The organism is Pseudomonas sp. MSSRFD41, assembly GCF_014230245.1.
Lineage (GTDB): Bacteria > Pseudomonadota > Gammaproteobacteria > Pseudomonadales > Pseudomonadaceae > Aquipseudomonas > Aquipseudomonas piscis.
In genome coordinates, this window is record NZ_JACKZK010000007.1 from 1 (window position 1) to 18,608 (window position 18,608).

General features: G+C 63.0%; 2 protein-coding genes. Both read left to right on the forward strand.

The genetic code is table 11. The features are described from left to right. Window positions 1–411, forward strand: a 411-nt coding sequence (locus tag H7A76_RS13030; RefSeq protein WP_260497966.1) for a phosphopantetheine-binding protein, incomplete at its 5' end; no start/stop codon positions are given. Between the two features lie 10 nt (window positions 412–421). Beyond that, a complete protein-coding gene (locus H7A76_RS13035) occupies window positions 422–18,598 on the forward strand; it encodes a non-ribosomal peptide synthase/polyketide synthase (RefSeq protein ID WP_185698873.1) in 18,177 nt (6,058 codons plus the stop codon). Window positions 18,599–18,608 lie beyond the last annotated feature (10 nt).

Consider the following 18,608-nt stretch of genomic DNA (forward strand, 5'->3'; position numbering starts at 1 on the left):
CTGGAACAGATGCCGCTGAGCCCCAACGGCAAGTTGGACCGCAAGGCCCTGCCCAAGCCCGATGCCAACTTGCAGGCGCGGGAGTACGTGGCACCGCAGAGTCCGCTGGAGCAACAGGTCGCGCAGATCTGGGCGCAGGTACTGGAAGTGCAGCGCGTCGGTTTGAAGGACAACTTCTTCGAGTTGGGCGGGCACTCGTTGCTGGCTACCCAAGTGGTGGTGCGATTGCGCGAGCAGCTGCACAGCGAGATCGACGTCAAGTCGATCTTCACCACGCCGACCCTGGCCGAGTTCTGTGCCCATGTCGCAGCGCAGCAGACAAATATTTCGCCGGTGCAGGATGCATTGGCTAAATCCCTGGAGGCCCTCAAACGTCTATCAGCAGAAGATTTGGATAAATTGACTTCCTGAGGGGCGTGGCGTGCAAGCATTAATCGAGTCGGTGGGTTCTCTTTCTGCGCAAGAAAAGAAAGCGTTGGCGGTACTGCTCAAACAGCAAGGCATCAACCTGTTCGAGATCGCCCCGGTTTTCAAGCGCCAGCAGGATGAACCGCTGCGACTCTCTTATGCCCAGGAGCGGCAGTGGTTTCTCTGGCAATTGGAGCCCGAGAGTACGGCCTATCATGTGCCTCGGGCGCTGCGTCTGAATGGACCGCTGGATCTGGCAGCGCTGCAGCGCAGCTTCGATACCCTGGTGGCGCGCCATGAAAGCCTGCGTACTTGCCTGCAGCAGGATGGCGATAACACCTTGCAGGTCATCCGGCCGCAAATGCCCATCGAGATCCTGGTGGTCGATGCCGACGAAGCACGGTTGCAGGGCCTGGTGGAAGCACAGATCGCCCGTCCCTTCGACCTGCAGCAGGGGCCTTTGCTGCGCGTGAGCCTGCTGCGCCTGGCCGAGGATGAGCATGTCCTGGTGCTGGTCCAGCACCATATCGTCTCCGATGGCTGGTCGATGCAGGTGATGGTCGACGAGCTGGTGCAGCTGTATGCCGCCTGCACCCAGGGGCGCGAGCTGCAACTGCCGGAGTTGCCGATCCAGTACGCCGACTACGCGCTGTGGCAACGCAGTTGGATGGAGGCTGGCGAGAAGGAGCGCCAGCTGGGGTATTGGCTGGATCGGTTGGGTGGCACGCAACCGGTTCTGGAACTGCCCCTGGACTATCCGCGTCCCGCTATCCAGAGCCATCGTGGCGCTCGAGTGGACATGACGCTGGAGGGCGAGTTGTTCGCCAGGCTCAAGGCCGTCGCCCAGCGCGAAGGCGTGACGCTGTTCATGTTGCTGTTGGCTTCGTTCCAGACCTTGCTGTATCGCTACAGTGGCCAGTCCGATATCCGTGTCGGCGTACCGACGGCCAACCGCAACCGGGTGGAAACCGAGCGCCTGATCGGCTTCTTCGTCAACACCCAGGTGCTCAAAGCCGATATCGATGGCCAGATGTCCTTTGTCCAGTTGCTACAGCAAGTCAAGCAGCGCGCGATAGAGGCCCAGGCCCACCAGGACTTGCCGTTCGAACAGTTGGTGGAGGCCCTGCAGCCGGAGCGTAGCCTGAGCCACAACCCGTTGTTCCAGGTGATGTTCAACCACCAGACCGATGCCCGTGGGGGCAAGGGTGCCGGTCCGGTGTCCGGGCTGCAGGTGCAGAGCCTGGAGTGGGAAAGCCAGACCGCGCAATTCGACCTCAACCTGGATACCCAGGAGTCCGCCGAGGGCCTGCTGGCGTCCTTGACCTACGCCAGCGACCTGTTCCACAGCGAAACCGCGCAACGCCTGTTGCAACACTGGCAGAACCTCCTGCAGGCGGTCGCGGGCAACGCCTCTTTGCGCGTCGATGAGTTGCCCATGCTGGACGACGCGCAATGGCAGCGGATCGTGCATGGATGGAATGCCACCGAATTCGACTATCCGTGTGAGCAAGGGGTGCACCAGCTTTTCGAAGCCCTGGCCCTGGCACGTCCCGGGGCGCTGGCCCTGCAGTTCGACGACCAGTCCCTGACCTATGCCGAGCTCAACCAGCGCGCCAACCGCGTGGCCCATCGCCTGATCACCATGGGCGTCGGCCCGGATGTGCTGGTGGCGGTGAGCGTGGAGCGTTCCGCGCAAATGGTCATCAGCCTGTTGGCCACGCTCAAGGCCGGTGGCGCCTATGTGCCGCTGGACCCGCAATACCCGGCCGATCGCCTGGCCTACATGCTCGAGGACAGCAAGGCCCGGGTGTTGCTGACCCAGCAGCACCTGCGCCAGCGTCTGCCTCAGCCAGCGCAACTGCAGGTATTGCTGGTGGAGGAGGCTGAGGCCGATGCCACCTGCTCGGTGGATAATCCACAGGTAAGCCTTTCACCCGAGCACCTGGCCTATGTGATCTACACCTCCGGTTCCACTGGCAAGCCCAAGGGTGTGATGGTGCGGCACCAGGCACTGAGCAGTTTCACCAGTGGCATGGCCACGACCCTGGAGATTGGCGCCGATGCGCGGGTGTTGTCGCTGACCACCTTCTCCTTCGATATTTTTGCCCTTGAGCTCTATGTACCGCTGACTACGGGCGCTACCGTGATCCTGGGGGACAAGGAGCTGGCCCTGGACCCGGAGGCCATTCTCGATCTGCTGCAAGCTCGCAGCGCCAGCGTCTTGCAGGCGACTCCATCGACCTGGCGCATGTTGCTGGACAGTCCGCGTGCCAGCGCAATGCTGCGGGGCATCAAGTGCCTGTGTGGCGGTGAGGCGCTGCCGGCCGACCTGGCCAAGCGCATGCTCGAACTGCAGGGCACGGTCTGGAACCTGTATGGGCCTACCGAGACCACTATCTGGTCGGCGGCCCACCGGCTGGTCGAGGCGCAGCCCTTCGTTGGCCGTCCGATCGCCAACACCTCGCTGTTCATCCTCGACGGTGGATTGACTCCTTGCCCGCAGGGCGCGGCTGGCGAGCTGCTGATCGGTGGCGTCGGCCTGGCCCGGGGCTACCACGAGCGGCCAGCGATGACCGCCGAGCGCTTCGTTCCCCATCCGTTTTCCACCAGCGGCGAGCGCGTCTATCGCACTGGCGACCTGTCGCGTTATCGCGCCGAGGGGATCGTGGAGTACATCGGCCGGGTCGACCACCAGGTCAAGGTACGCGGTTTCCGTATCGAACTGGGCGAGATCGAGGCGTGCTTGCGTGACCAGCCCGCTGTGCGCGAAGCCGCAGTGTTGGCTGACAATGAACGGCTGATTGCCTACCTGGTGACTCACCCGGTCACCGCCGAAGCCGACCAGGCGACATTGCGCGAACAGTTCAAGGCGGCCATGCGTGAGGCCTTGCCGGACTACATGGTACCGGCCTACCTGATCTTCCTCGAGCGCATGCCGCTGACTCCCAATGGCAAGCTGGACCGCAAGGCCCTGCCCAAACCCGATGCGAGCCTGCTGCAGAAACGCCACGTGGCTCCGGTCAGCGAAAGAGAGCAGCAAGTCGCGGCGATCTGGGCCGATGTACTCGGGGCGCAGCAGGTCGGGCTCGAAGACCACTTTTTTGAGTTGGGCGGCCACTCGCTGCTGGCCACCCGCGTGGTCTCGCGGGTGCGCCAGGCACTGGGTATCGAAGTGGCCCTCAAGGCGCTGTTCGAACAACCGGTACTGGGCGACTTTGTCCAGGCGCTGGGGCAGGGCGGGGTGCAAATGGCGGCCATCGCCAGGATCGATCGCGATCAGCCTCCGGCCTTGTCCTATGCCCAGGAACGCCAGTGGTTCCTCTGGCAGTTGGAGCCACAAAGCGCTGCCTACCATATTCCCGGTGCGCTGCGCCTGACGGGACAGCTGGATCGTACCGCCTTGCAGCGAGCTTTCGATGCTCTGGTGGCACGTCATGAAACCCTGCGCACTCGATTCGCCATCGATGGCCTGCATGCCGTCCAGGTGGTCGGGGAAAATAGCGCCCAACCTGTCGAGTACGAGGTCTTGCCAGCGGTCGATGCCGCCCGGTTGCAGGAGCGGGTCGAGGCCGAGATCGCCCGACCGTTCGACCTGCGCGAAGGCCCGCTGCTGCGGGTCAAGCTGTTGCGCCTGGCCGAAGATGAGCATGTCCTGGTGCTGGTGTTGCACCATATCGTTGCCGATGCCTGGTCGATGCAGGTGATGGTCGATGAGCTGGTTCGGCTGTATGCCGCCTACAGCCAGGGGCAGGAGTTGCAGCTGCCGGAGCTGCCGATCCAGTACGCCGATTACGCGGCCTGGCAACGCAACTGGATGGAGGCCGGGGAGAAGCAGCGGCAACTTGAGTACTGGCGTGGCCAATTGGGCCAGGTGCAGCCGGTGCTGGAACTGCCTCTGGATCATCCGCGGCCGGCTACGCAAAGCCATCGTGGCGCGCGCCTGGACCTGGCGCTGGATGCGCTTTTGGTCGTGGAGCTCAAGGGCGTGGCCCAACGTGAAGGCGTGACGCTGTTCATGGTGTTGCTGGCCTCGTTCCAGGCCTTGTTGTATCGCTACAGTGGCCAGGCCGATATCCGCATCGGGGTGCCGATCGCCAACCGCAACCGAGTCGAGACCGAGGGCTTGATCGGCTTCTTCGTCAACACCCAGGTGCTCAAGGCCGATATCGATGGGCAGATGACCGTCGACCAGTTGCTGGCGCAGGTCAAGCAGCGGGCCCTGGAGGCCCAGGCCCACCAGGACCTGCCGTTCGAGCAACTGGTGGAAGCGCTGCAGCCGGAGCGCAGCCTGAGCCATAACCCGCTGTTCCAGGTGATGTACAACCATCAGAGCGAGGCTTCTGGCGCCGCTGGGCCGCAGCAGTTGCCCGGGCTGCGAGTGGAGGGCCTGGGGTGGGACAGCCACACGGCCCACTTCGACCTGAGCCTGGATACCTCTGAGTCCGCCGAAGGCATCTGGGCTTCCCTGACCTATGCCACGGACTTGTTCGATGCCGCGACCGTGCAGCGCCTGGCCCAGGATTGGCAAGCTTTGTTGCAAGCCTTGGCCAGTGCCCCGGCGAGCCTGGTCGGCGAATTGGAGTTGGTCGGTGGCGCTGATCGGCAGCGCATGCTTGAGCAGTGGAATACCGCTGATGGCGCTTTGCAGGTCACTGACAGTGTCCATGGGCTGTTCGAGGTCCAGGCCGGGCTGCGCCCCGCAGCCTTGGCCCTGATGCTCGATGGGCAGTCCATGAGCTACGCCGAGTTGAACCAGGAGGCCAACCGCCTGGCGCATTGTCTGATCGAACAGGGCGTTGGCCCGGAAGTGCTGGTCGGCGTGGCGGTGGAGCGCTCCTTCTCCATGGTGATCAGCCTGTTGGCAGTGCTCAAGGCCGGTGGTGCCTATGTCCCTCTCGATCCGGAATACCCGCGCGAGCGCCTGGTGCACATGCTCAAGGATAGCCAGCTGCGCCTGGTCCTGACCCAGTCCCACTTGCGCCAGCGCTTGCCGTTGCCACTGGAGCTGGCGGTGCTGGACCTGGATCTGGCCCGGCAGCATCTGCAGCAGTGTCCGGTGAACGATCCGCAAGTGGTGGTCGATCCTCTCAGCCTGGCCTATGTGATCTACACCTCGGGATCGACTGGCAAGCCCAAGGGCGTGGCCATCAACCACGCTGCCCTGAGCCAGTTCGCGCAGATCGCCGCGGACTATTCACTCTTGACCTGCGACGATCGTGTGTTGCAGTTCGCGACATTGAACTTCGACGGTTTCGTCGAGCAGCTGTATCCAGCCCTGACCCGGGGTGCGAGTGTGGTGTTGCGTGGTCCCGAGCTGTGGGACAGCGCCCGGCTGTACCAGGAAATCATGACCCAGGGCATTACCTTGGCGGACCTGCCGACAGCCTACTGGAACCTGTTCCTGCTCGATTGCCAGGCGGCCGGTGCGCGTTCCTACGGCAACCTGCGGCAGATCCACATCGGTGGCGAGGCGATGCCGCTGGATGGCCCGGCCCAATGGCTTCGCAGTGGCGCAGGGCATGTGCGGTTGTTGAATACCTATGGCCCGACCGAGGCCACTGTGGTTTCCAGTGTGCTCGATTGCTCTTCTCTCGATGAAATCACTGGCGCCACCGCTAGCCCCATTGGCCGTTCGCTTCCCGGCCGGGCCCTGTATGTCCTGGACCGCGACCTGAACCTGGCCCCACTGGGGGCGGTGGGCGAGCTGTACATCGGCAGTGCCAGGGGGTTGGCACGGGCCTACCTGCAACGGCCACTGTTGACGGCAGAGCGCTTCGTTCCCGATCCCTTCGGTGAAGTTGGCGAGCGCTTGTACCGTACGGGCGACCTGGCGCGTTACCGCGCCGATGGGGTGATCGAATATGCCGGGCGGATCGACCACCAGGTGAAGATCCGTGGCTTCCGCATCGAGCTGGGAGAGATCGAGGCACTGTTGCTGGCCCAGGACTCTGTACGTGAAACGGTGGTATTGGCTGCAGATGGCCAGTTGGTCGCCTACCTGGTGGCGAGCCAGGTCCATGATTCGTCCGCAGCGCAACAGGCGTTGGGCGAGAAGCTGAAGGTTGCATTGCGCGAGCAGTTGCCGGACTACATGGTGCCGGCGCACTGGGTATTCCTCGAGCGGATGCCGTTGAACCCCAACGGCAAGCTGGATCGTGCGGCATTGCCACGCCCGGATATGAGCCAGGCACATAAGGCCTGGGTGGCTCCGCAGAGTGAGACCGAGCGGCAGGTCGCGGCGATCTGGGCGCAGATCCTGGATGTCGAGCGCGTTGGCTTGACCGATCACTTCTTCGAACTGGGCGGGCATTCCTTGCTGGCCATGCAGGTGGTCTCGCGCTTGCGCCAGGTTCTTGGGCTTGAGGTGCCTCTCAGGACGTTGTTCGAACAGCCACGCTTGGACGCCTTCGTGGGGGCCTTGCCGAGAGCCGGGGTGGCGTCCACCGCTCCGGCGATGGTCGTAGTCGATCGGGATCGTCCGTTGGCGCTGTCCTATGCCCAGGAGCGCCAGTGGTTCCTCTGGCAGCTGGACCCGACCAGCGCCGCCTACCATGTGCCCAGCGCGCTGCGCTTGAAGGGCCTGCTGGATATGGCTGCGTTGCAGCGCAGTTTCGACACCCTGGTGACGCGCCATGAGAGCCTGCGCACCCATCTGCACCAGGACGGTGAGCGAGCTGTCCAGGTCATTGGTGCCCAGGCCTCGGTCGAGATCGCTTGCGCCGATACTGATGAAGACAATCTCAAGTCCCGGGTTCAGGCCCTGATCGCGCGTCCCTTCGATCTGCAACAGGGGCCCTTGTTGCGAGTCCAGTTGCTGCGCCTGGCCGAGGATGACCATGTGCTGGTCATGGTCCAACACCACATCGTCTCCGATGGTTGGTCGATGCAGGTGATGGTCGATGAGTTGGTGCAGTTGTATTCGGCCTACAGCCTGGGCGAGGAGGCGCAACTGCCGGCCTTGCCGATCCAGTACGCCGACTATGCCGCCTGGCAGCGCGACTGGATGGAGGCCGGGGAAAAGACTCGCCAGTTGGACTACTGGCGTGGGCTGCTGGGTGGTGAACAACCCGTGTTGGAACTGCCCACCGATCATCAGCGTCCGGCGGTACAGAGCCATCGTGGCGCGCGGCTGGAGCTGGCGCTGGATACTCGTTTGGTCTGCAGCTTGCGAGCCTTGGCCCAGCGCGAAGGCGTAACGATGTTCATGCTGTTGCTGGCCTCGTTCCAGACGTTGTTGCACCGCTACAGCGGCCAGCAGGACATCCGTGTCGGGGTGCCGATCGCCAACCGTAACCGGGTAGAGACCGAGCGCCTGATCGGTTTCTTCGTCAACACCCAGGTGCTCAAGGCCGATATCGATGGGCAGATGACCGTCGACCAGTTGCTGGCGCAGGTCAAGCAGCGGGCCCTGGAGGCCCAGGCCCACCAGGACCTGCCGTTCGAGCAACTGGTGGAGGCGCTGCAGCCGGAGCGCAGCCTGAGCCTCAACCCGCTGTTCCAGGTGATGTTCAACCACCAGGCCCAGGCGCGCCTGGCCAGTGCCAGGCGCCAGGCGTCCGGGCTGCGCTTGGAAGCACTGGAATGGGATAGCCAGACCGCGCACTTCGACCTGGACCTGGACATCAATGAGGCAGCCGATGACATCTGGGCATCGTTTGGCTACGCCACCGACCTGTTCGAAGCCTCGACGATCGAGCGCATGGCCCGCCACTGGCAGAACCTGCTGCAGGCGATGGTCGCCGACCAGCAACAAGCCATCGGCCAGTTGAACCTGCTGGACGAAGCGGAGCAGCGGCAGATCATCCAGCTCTGGGATCGGACCGATTCGGGCTTCCCGGCCACGCGCTTGGTGCATGAGCTGGTGGCCGACCGTGCCCGGGAAACCCCCGAGGCGGTGGCGGTGATCTTCGGTGAGCAACAGCTGACCTACGGCGAGCTGGAGCGCAGCGCCAACCGCCTGGCCCGGGCCTTGATCGCCCGTGGCGTGGGCCCGGAAGTGCGGGTGGCGATCGCCATGCCGCGCAGCGCGGAGATCATGGTGGCGTTCCTGGCGGTGCTGAAATCCGGTGGCGTGTACGTGCCGCTGGACGTGGAATACCCCGAGGACCGGCTGCTGTACATGATGCAGGACAGCCGCGCCCGGCTGCTGCTGACCCACTCGGCAGTGCAACAGCGCCTACCGGTGCCAGAAGGCCTGGAGAGCCTGGCGGTGGACCGTACCGAGCAGTGGAGTGGCGCCGACGACAGCGCCCCGCACGTGACGCTGGACGGCGACAACCTGGCGTATGTGATCTACACCTCCGGCTCCACCGGCCTGCCCAAGGGCGTGGCGGTGGCCCACGGGCCGTTGGTGGCGCACATCATCGCCACCGGCGAGCGCTACGAAATGACCGCGGCCGATTGCGAACTGCACTTCATGTCGTTCGCCTTCGACGGCTCCCATGAAGGCTGGATGCACCCGCTGATCAACGGTGCCCGGGTACTGATCCGCGACGACAACCTGTGGCTGCCGGAGCAGACCTACGCCCAGATGCATCGCCACGGCGTGACCGTGGGGGTGTTCCCACCGGTGTACCTGCAACAGCTGGCCGAACACGCCGAGCGCGACGGCAACCCACCGGCGGTGCGGGTGTACTGCTTCGGTGGTGATGCGGTGGCCCAGGCCAGCTACGACCTGGCCTGGCGGGCACTGCGTCCGACCTACCTGTTCAACGGCTATGGCCCCACCGAAACCGTGGTCACGCCGCTACTGTGGAAGGCGAGCAAGGACGATCCATGCGGCGCGGCCTACGCCCCGATCGGCACGCTGCTGGGCAACCGCAGCGGTTATGTGCTGGACGCCGAGCTGAACCTGCAACCGATCGGCGTGGCCGGTGAGTTGTACCTGGGCGGCGAGGGCGTGGCCCGGGGTTACCTGGAGCGTCCGGCACTGACGGCCGAACGCTTCGTGCCCGATCCGTTCGGCGCGCCGGGCAGCCGGGTGTACCGCAGTGGCGACCTGACCCGTGGCCGTCCCGATGGGGTAGTGGACTACCTGGGTCGGGTCGACCACCAGGTGAAGATCCGCGGCTTCCGTATCGAACTGGGCGAGATCGAGGCGCGCTTGCGTGAGCAGGAGGCCGTGCGGGAAACCGTGGTGGTGGCGCAAAGTGGCCTCAGCGGCAAGCAGTTGGTGGCCTATGTGGTACCGGTGGACCCAGAGCTGGTGAGCGACGCCGTGGCGCAAGCGCAATGCCGCGAGGCGCTGCGCCAGGCGCTCAAGGCGCGCCTGCCGGACTACATGGTGCCGGCGCACCTGATGTTCCTCGAACGCATGCCGCTGACTCCTAACGGCAAGCTGGATCGCAAAGGGCTGCCACAGCCGGACGCCAGCCAGTTGCAGCAAGCCTATGTGGCTCCGCAGAGTGAACTGGAAGGGAAAATCGCGGCGATCTGGGCCGAGGTCCTGCGCCTGCCACGGGTGGGGATCAACGACAATTTCTTCGAGCTGGGCGGTGATTCGATCATCTCGATCCAGGTGGTGAGCCGTGCGCGGCAAGCCGGCGTGCGCTTTACGCCCAAGGACCTGTTCCAGCACCAGACCGTGCAAAGCCTGGCCTCGGTCGCCAGGGAAGGGGGTGAAGGCCTGGTCATCGACCAGGGGCCACTGAGTGGCGACTTGTTGCTGTTGCCGATCCAGAAAGCCTTCTTCGATGACGAGGTCGTCGATCGCCATCACTGGAACCAATCCGTGGCGCTCCAGGCCCATGGTCGCCTGCAGCCGGAGTTGTTGATCCAGGCCTTGCAATCCCTCCTGATGCACCACGATGCGTTGCGCTCGCAGTTCATCAAGACGGATAAGGGGTGGCAAGCGAGCTACCGCGCTGCCGATCGGCACCAGGCCGAACAAGTATTGTGGTGCCGTAGCGCAGAGGGGCTCGACGATCTCACCGCACTTGCCGATCAGGCACAGAGGAGTCTTGACCTGGGCGAAGGGCCACTGCTACGAGCGGTGCTCGTGGACCTGGCCGAGGGAACCCAGAGGTTGTTGCTGGTGGTTCATCACTTGGTGGTGGACGGGGTGTCGTGGCGTATCTTGCTCGAGGATCTGCAGACGGCTTATCGCCAACTGGTTGAAGGGCAGCCAGTGGTGCTGCCGTCCAAGACCAGTTCGACTCATGCCTGGGCTCAGCGTTTGCAAGCCTACGCTGAGGATTCCGCGCTTGAGCGGGAATTCCAGTGGTGGCAAGCACAATTGCAGGACGGGCTAACCGACCTGCCAGGCGCTGACGCTCGGGCCAGCCTGAGCAACCGACATGCCTTGGGGGTCACCACCCATCTGGACCAGGCGTTCACCCGCCGGTTGCTGCAGGATGCTCCTGCGGCCTATCGCACGCAGATCAACGATCTGCTGCTGACGGCCCTTGCCAGGGTGATTGGACGCTGGACAGGCCAGGACTCGACCCTGATCCGATTGGAGGGGCACGGGCGTGAGGATCTTTTCGAGAACGTGGACCTGACGCGCACCGTCGGCTGGTTCACCAGTATCTATCCGGTTCGGTTGCGCCCAGCTACGGGCATTGCCGATTCCATCAAGGGCATCAAGGAGCAACTGCGGGCCATTCCGGACAAGGGTATCGGTTTCGGGGCCTTGCGCTACCTGGGACGTGATTCGGTCAGGGAAGCGCTGCGCCAGTTGCCACAGCCACGTATCACCTTCAACTATCTGGGGCAGTTCGATAGCAGTTTTGATGATGCCGAACAGGAGGGGCTGTTTGCACCTTCGGGAGACTCCTGTGGTGCGGACCAAGGGCCGGATGCCTGCCTGGGCAACTGGCTGGAGATCAATGGCCAGGTCTATAACGGCGAGTTGAACCTGAACTGGAGCTTCAGCCAGCAGATGTTCGACGAGGCGAACATCCAGCATTTAGCCGATGAGTACGCCGAGGAACTCAAGGCGTTGATCGAGCATTGCTGCAAGTCGGAAACTCGTGGTGTGACGCCGTCCGATTTCCCGCTGGCTCGCCTGGACCAGGAGCAGCTGGACCGACTGCCGTTGACCATGGACCAGGTGGAAGACCTCTATCCGCTGTCGCCCATGCAGCAGGGCATGCTGTTTCATTCATTGTATGGCCAGGCATCCGGCGATTATGTCAACCAGATGCGAGTCGATGTCGAAGGGCTGGATGTAGAGCGTTTCTGTGCCGCATGGCAGGCCGCCTTGCAGCATCACGATGTACTGCGCAGCGGGTTCCTCTGGCAGACCGATGCCGAGGCTCCATTGCAGGTGGTCTACAAGCAGGTGCAATTGCCCGTTGTGCAATATGACTGGCAGGATCGTGAAGAGCTGCAACAGGCCCTGGAGTCACTGGCACAGGACATGCGCCAGCAAGGTTTTGCACTCCAGCAGGCGCCGTTGTTGAATCTGGTGTTGGTGCGTACCGCTACTAACCGTCATCACCTGATCTATACCAATCACCATATCCTGATGGATGGCTGGAGCAGCTCACAGTTGTTCGGAGAGGTGCTGCAGGACTACGCAGGCGTATCGTCCCGGGCTTCGACCGGACGTTATCGCGACTACATCGCCTGGTTGCAGCGACAGGATGCGGTGCTTAGCGAAGCGTTCTGGAAGGAACAATTGGCCTCGCTCAAAGAACCTACTCGCCTGGCGCGTCCATTGGGCCAGGATGTCGACCAGCCCCAGGTCTTTGGCGATTACCGCCTCAGCCTGGGGGCAGAAGATACCCAGCGCCTGAAGTCCTTTGCCCAGGGCATCAAGGTCACCCTCAATACCTTGGTACAAGCAGCCTGGCTGCTGTTGCTGCAACGCCATACTGGCCAGGACACGGTAGCCTTCGGGGCCACGGTATCCGGACGTCCGGCCGAACTGCGGGGTATCGAGCAACAGGTCGGCCTATTCATCAATACCTTGCCGGTAGTGGCCAGTCCGACCCCCGAGCTCGAGATCAACCAGTGGTTGCAGCAATTGCAGGAGCAGAACCTGCGTTTGCGTGAGCAAGAGCATTCGCCGCTGTTCGAGATCCAGCGTTGGGCCGGAATGGGAGGAGAAGCGCTGTTCGACTCGATCCTGGTATTCGAGAACTACCCGGTTTCCGAAGCGCTAGAGCAGGGAGCCCCTTCGGGATTGGTCTTCAGCCAGGTCGATAGCATCGAGCAGACCAACTATCCAATGACCGTTGCCCTGGGTATCGGTGAAATCCTGGGTATCGAGTTCAACTACGATTCCCGGTCATTCACTGCCGCACAGGTGCGGCGTCTGGGCGAGCATTTCAAGCAACTGCTCGAGGCTTTCATCAACGCCAAGCCGCGCTACCTGGCCGATCTGCCATCGCTGACCGATGCCGAAGAGCTGGATATCTTGCGCTGGAACGATGACCGCCCGGCGGCGTCGCCGCTGCAATTGGTTCATCAGTTGTTCGAGGCCCAGGCGCGCAGGCGTCCCGAGGCGGTGGCGTTGCAGCTGGACCAGGAGCGCTTGAGTTACGCCGAACTGAACCGCCAGGCCAACCGCTTGGCGCACCAGTTGATCGCACTGGGTGTCGGCCCCGAAGTGTTGGTAGGAGTTGCATTGGAGCGCTCCTGCGCCATGGTGGTCAGCCTGTTGGCGATCCTCAAGGCCGGAGGTGCCTATGTGCCGCTGGACCCGCAGTATCCCCGCGAACGCCTGGCGCATATGCTCGAGGACAGTGATGTGCGCCTGGTCCTGACGCATTCCCATGTACCACTGGCCTTGCCCGATGATATTGCCACTCTGGCCCTTGACCTGGTGGGCCCGCAGCTTGCGCAATATCCTGCGGAAAATCCCGGGGGCAAGGCAGAGCTGCAGAACCTGGCTTATGTGATCTACACCTCCGGTTCTACAGGCAAGCCCAAGGGCGTGGCGATCAATCACGCCGCGTTGAGCGAGTTTTCCACTATCGCTGCCGATTATTCACGCTTGAACGAGGATGATCGGGTCCTGCAATTCGCCACCCTCAACTTCGACGGTTTCGTCGAACAGCTTTACCCGGCGTTGACCCACGGCGCCACGGTGGTCCTGCGTGGTCCGCAGCTGTGGGACAGTGGCCGCCTGTACCGCGAGATCATCGACCAGGGGATCACCCTGGCTGACCTGCCGACAGCCTACTGGAACCTGTTCCTGCTCGATTGCCTTGCCGCCGGGCCTCGCACCTATGGTGCGTTGCGCCAGATACATATCGGTGGTGAAGCGATGCCCCTGGACGGTCCGGTGCAATGGCGTCGGGCAGGGCTGGGCCATGTACGGCTGCTCAATACCTATGGACCGACCGAAGCGACAGTCGTTTCCAGTGTGCTGGATTGCTCCAGCGACCCAAGCGTCGTTGGCGCCAGTGCCAGTCCGATCGGTCGGGCGCTGTCGGGCAGGGCCCTGTACGTGTTGGACCAGAACCTGAACCTGGCACCGTTTGGTGCCGTGGGTGAACTCTATATTGGCAGTGCTTGCGGCCTGGCCCGCTCCTATCTGCAACGGCCGTCATTGACTGCCGAGCGGTTCGTGGCCAATCCGTTCGGGAATGGTGGCGAGCGCCTGTATCGCACTGGCGACCTGGCGCGCTACCGTGCCGATGGCGTGGTCGAGTATGTAGGACGGGTCGACCATCAGGTGAAGATTCGTGGTTTCCGCATCGAACTGGGCGAAATCGAAACCCTGTTGCTGGCCCAGGACGGTGTACGCGAGGCCCTTGTACTGGCAGCGGATAATCAGTTGCTGGCCTATCTGGTAGTCGAACAAGCGGTGGATTCGCCGCAGGCCCGGCAACTGCTGAGCGAGCAGTTCAAGGATGCCCTGCAGGCGCAATTGCCGGACTACATGGTGCCTGCGCACCTGATTTTCCTGGAACGCATGCCGCTGAATCCTAACGGCAAGCTTGACCGCCAGGCGCTTCCGCGTCCGGACGCCAGCTTGCTCCAGGGACAATGGGTGGCCCCGCAGAGCCTGCTCCAGCAGCAGGTGGCAGCTATCTGGGCGGATGTACTGGGAGTCGAGAGGGTTGGCTTGACCGATCACTTCTTCGAGTTGGGCGGTCATTCATTGTTGGCGATGCAGGTGGTTTCGCGCTTGCGCCAAGTCCAGGGCCTGGAGGTGCCGCTCAAGGTAGTGTTCGAGCATCCGCGCTTGCAGACCTTCGTCCTTGCCCTGGAGGCGTTGGAGGGGAATGTGGATGCCGGTATGCCCGCCCTTGTGCCAGTAAGGCGCGACCAGCCATTGCCGCTCTCCTATGCCCAGGAACGCCAGTGGTTCCTCTGGCAGCTGGATCCGCAAGGCTCGGCATACCATGTGCCCAGTGCATTGCGCTTGAAGGGGCAGTTGGATGTAGACGCCTTGCAGCGCAGTTTCGACAGCCTGGTGGCGCGTCATGAAAGCCTGCGCACCCTTATGCGCCAGACCGATAGCGCAGTGGTGCAGGTAATAGCTCCGCAGGCACGGATCGAAATGCTCTTGGGCGATGCTCAAGAAGAAGGTCTGCAAGCGCTTATCGAGTCTGAGGTGCAACAGCCGTTCGACTTGCAACAGGGACCGCTGTTGCGAGTCAAGCTACTGCGTCTGGCCGAAGACGATCACGTACTGGTATTGGTCCAGCACCACATCATTTCCGATGGCTGGTCGATGCAGGTGATGGTCGACGAACTGGTGCAGTTGTATGTCGCCCATAGTCTTGGCTCGACTCTGCAGTTGCCGATATTGCCGGTGCAATATGCCGACTATGCGGTTTGGCAGCGTAGTTGGATGGAGGCCGGTGAGAAGGCACGTCAACTCAATTACTGGCGTGGTCTGCTCGGCGACTCCCAGCCGGTGCTGCAATTGCCGCTTGATCATGCGCGTCCGGCCTTGCAAAGCTATCGTGGCGCCCATCTTGATATCGACTTCGAGCCGGAATCGATCGCGGCGCTCCGGGTATTTGCCCAGAGCGAAGGGGTGACCTTGTTCATGGTGCTGCTGGCGTCCTTCCAGGCGCTGCTGCATCGCTACAGTGGTCAGCATGACATCCGTGTCGGGGTGCCGGTCGCCAACCGCAACCGGGTGGAGACCGAGCGCCTGATCGGCTTCTTCGTCAACACCCAGGTGCTCAAGGCCGATATCGACGAGCAAATGACCGTCAGCCAGCTGCTGGCCCAAGTCAAGCAGCGGGCCCTGGAGGCTCAGAGTCATCAGGACCTGCCGTTCGAGCAGTTGGTCGAGGCGCTGCAGCCGGAGCGCAGCCTGAGTCACAACCCGTTGTTCCAGGTGATGTTCAACCACCAGAGCGAAGTGCGAGGAGTACAGGTCCAGTCGGACCAACTGTCATTGCAGGTCAGCGAGTTGCCGTGGGCCGGCCAATCTGCGCAGTTTGACTTGAGCCTGGATACCCGCGATTCGGACGATGGGCTTTGGGCTTCGTTGACCTATGCCAGTGATCTGTTCGACGCGACCACTATCGAGCGAATGGCTCGGCATTGGGAGAAGTTGCTGCTGGAAATGCTTGCGAACCCGCAACAGCAGGTGAGCCGGTTGGCGATATTGGATGACAATGAGCGACAGGCGATAGTCCGGCAATGGAACGCCACCGAGCGCGACTACTCGCTGCAACGCCAGGTGCACCAGTTGATCGAGGAACAGGTAGCCCTGGCTCCCGAAGCCCCGGCCCTGGTCTTTGGTCAGCAGCGCCTGAGCTATGCCGAACTCAACCGCCGGGCCAACCGCCTGGCCCATCGCCTGATCCAGGCCGGGGTCGGCCCGGATGTACTGGTGGGGCTGGCGGTGGAACGCTCGATCGAGATGGTGGTGGGCCTGCTGGCGGTGCTCAAGGCCGGTGGCGCCTATGTGCCGCTGGACCCGGAATACCCACGCGAGCGCCTGGCCTACATGCTCGAGGACAGCGGCGTGAAGTTGCTGCTGACCCAGGCGCATCTGCTGCAGCAGTTGCCGCTTGGCGGTGAGGTGGAATGCCTGGCCCTGGATCAGCTCGAAGCCAGCCTGGCGGGTTACAGCGAAGAGAACCCGCAGATCGCCCTGGACGGCGAGAACCTCGCCTACGCGATCTACACCTCGGGCTCCACCGGCCAGCCCAAGGGCGCCGGCAACCGGCATTCGGCGCTGCTCAACCGCCTGTGCTGGATGCAAGAGGCCTACGGCCTAGGGGCTGGCGACACGGTCTTGCAAAAGACCCCGTTCAGCTTCGACGTCTCGGTGTGGGAGTTCTTCTGGCCACTGATGACGGGCGCGCGGCTGGTGGTGGCGGCGCCGGGGGATCATCGCGATCCGGCCCGCTTGGTCAGCCTGATCAACAGTGAGCAGGTCACGACCCTGCACTTCGTGCCGTCGATGCTGCAGGCCTTCCTGCAGGATCGTGATGTGGGTTCGTGCACCAGCCTGCAACGCATCGTGTGCAGCGGCGAGGCGTTGCCGGTGGATGCCCAGCAGCAAGTGTTCGCCAAGCTACCCCGGGCCGGGTTGTACAACCTGTATGGCCCGACCGAGGCCGCGATCGACGTGACCCACTGGACCTGCGTCGATGAAGGCCGCGATGGCGTGCCGATCGGCCGGCCGATCGCCAACCTGGGCTGCTACATCCTGGACAGCAACTTCGAGCCGGTGCCGGTGGGTGTGCTGGGCGAGCTGTACCTGGGTGGCGTGGGCCTGGCCCGTGGTTACCACCGTCGCCCGGCCTTGAGCGCCGAACGCTTCGTGGCCCATCCGTTCGTGGCCGGCGAGCGCCTGTACCGTACCGGCGACCTGGCGCGTTATCGCGAAGACGGGGTGATCGAATACGCCGGGCGTATCGACCATCAGGTCAAGCTGCGGGGCCTGCGCATCGAATTGGGCGAGATCGAGGCGCGACTGCTGGAGCACGGGCGGGTACGCGAGGCCGCGGTACTGGCGGTGGATAACCAGCACCTGGTGGGTTACCTGGTGCTGGAAGGCGCGGGCGAAGACTGGCGCGAAGCGCTGAGCGCCCACCTGGCCGCGCACCTGCCGGACTACATGGTGCCGGCGCAGTGGGTGGTGCTGGAACAGATGCCGCTGAGCCCCAACGGCAAGTTGGACCGCAAGGCCCTGCCCAAGCCCGATGCCAGCTTGCAGGCACGGGAGTACGTGGCACCGCAGAGCCCACTGGAGCAGCAGGTCGCTGCCGCCTGGAGCGAGGTTCTGGAGGTCGAGCAGATCAGCCTGAACGACAACTTCTTCGAACTGGGAGGACATTCATTACTGATCCTGATGCTCCGCGACCGTATCAAGAAAATCACAGGTGTCGATCTCAGCGTCAGCCAACTGATGTTGCACCCTACGGTGCGGGGCCAGGTCGGCTGTATCCAAGGACAAGAGCAGGGTTCGCTGCTGGTCAGGCTCAACGCCCAGTCCCAGGGCACGCCGTTGTTCCTGTTCCACCCAAGCTTCGGCTCGGTGCATTGCTACAGGGCAATAGCCTTGGCGCTCAGGGAACAACGTCCGGTCATTGGTGTGATCTGTCGGGCCCTGCTCGATGCCGAACATCAAGTGCCTTCCTGGACGGACATGGTCGATGACTACGTCGGGCAATTGCTCGTCGCCTATCCACAAGGCAATTACCGATTGGCTGGTTGGTCGTTGGGAGGCAACCTGGCGATGGAGGTCGCTTATCGTCTGGAACGGGCCGGGCGACATGTGGAGTCGGTGGATTGGATCGATGCACCTCCTCCTGCACATGTCGAGGACTTCTGGAAAGAAGACCTGGTTGCTGAACCGCAAGTGTTCTCCACGCAGCAGCGGCAAGCCGAATTGCTGGCCGTGATGTTCCCCGAGTTCGCCGAGCAGATAGGCGGCCAGTGGCAGGCAGCCGTGAATGAGGGGTTGGATGAGGTGAAGGCCTGGCAACAGCTGAACGCCTGGGCGGCAGAGCATGTCGGAAGCGCATATGCGGCTATCAGGGAGCAGTTGCTCGACGTTAGCGAGGCGCAGGTATCCTGGACGATCAAGCAGGATCTGGACCTGCGTCTGCAGGGTGCCGACTACCAGGCGATCCAGGCCCCGGTGAACTGCTGGTGGGCCGCGCAAGGCAACGGTGGCCAGCATCGTGATCTGATCGAGGCGAGCATGGCCCAGGTTATCGGCCAGGACGGTATCCGCTCATCCACGGTCATCGATACCACCCACGATCGAATTATCGATAACCCGCAGTTCATCAGCCTCTTTGTTGCAAGCATGAAGTAAGGAGTCGACG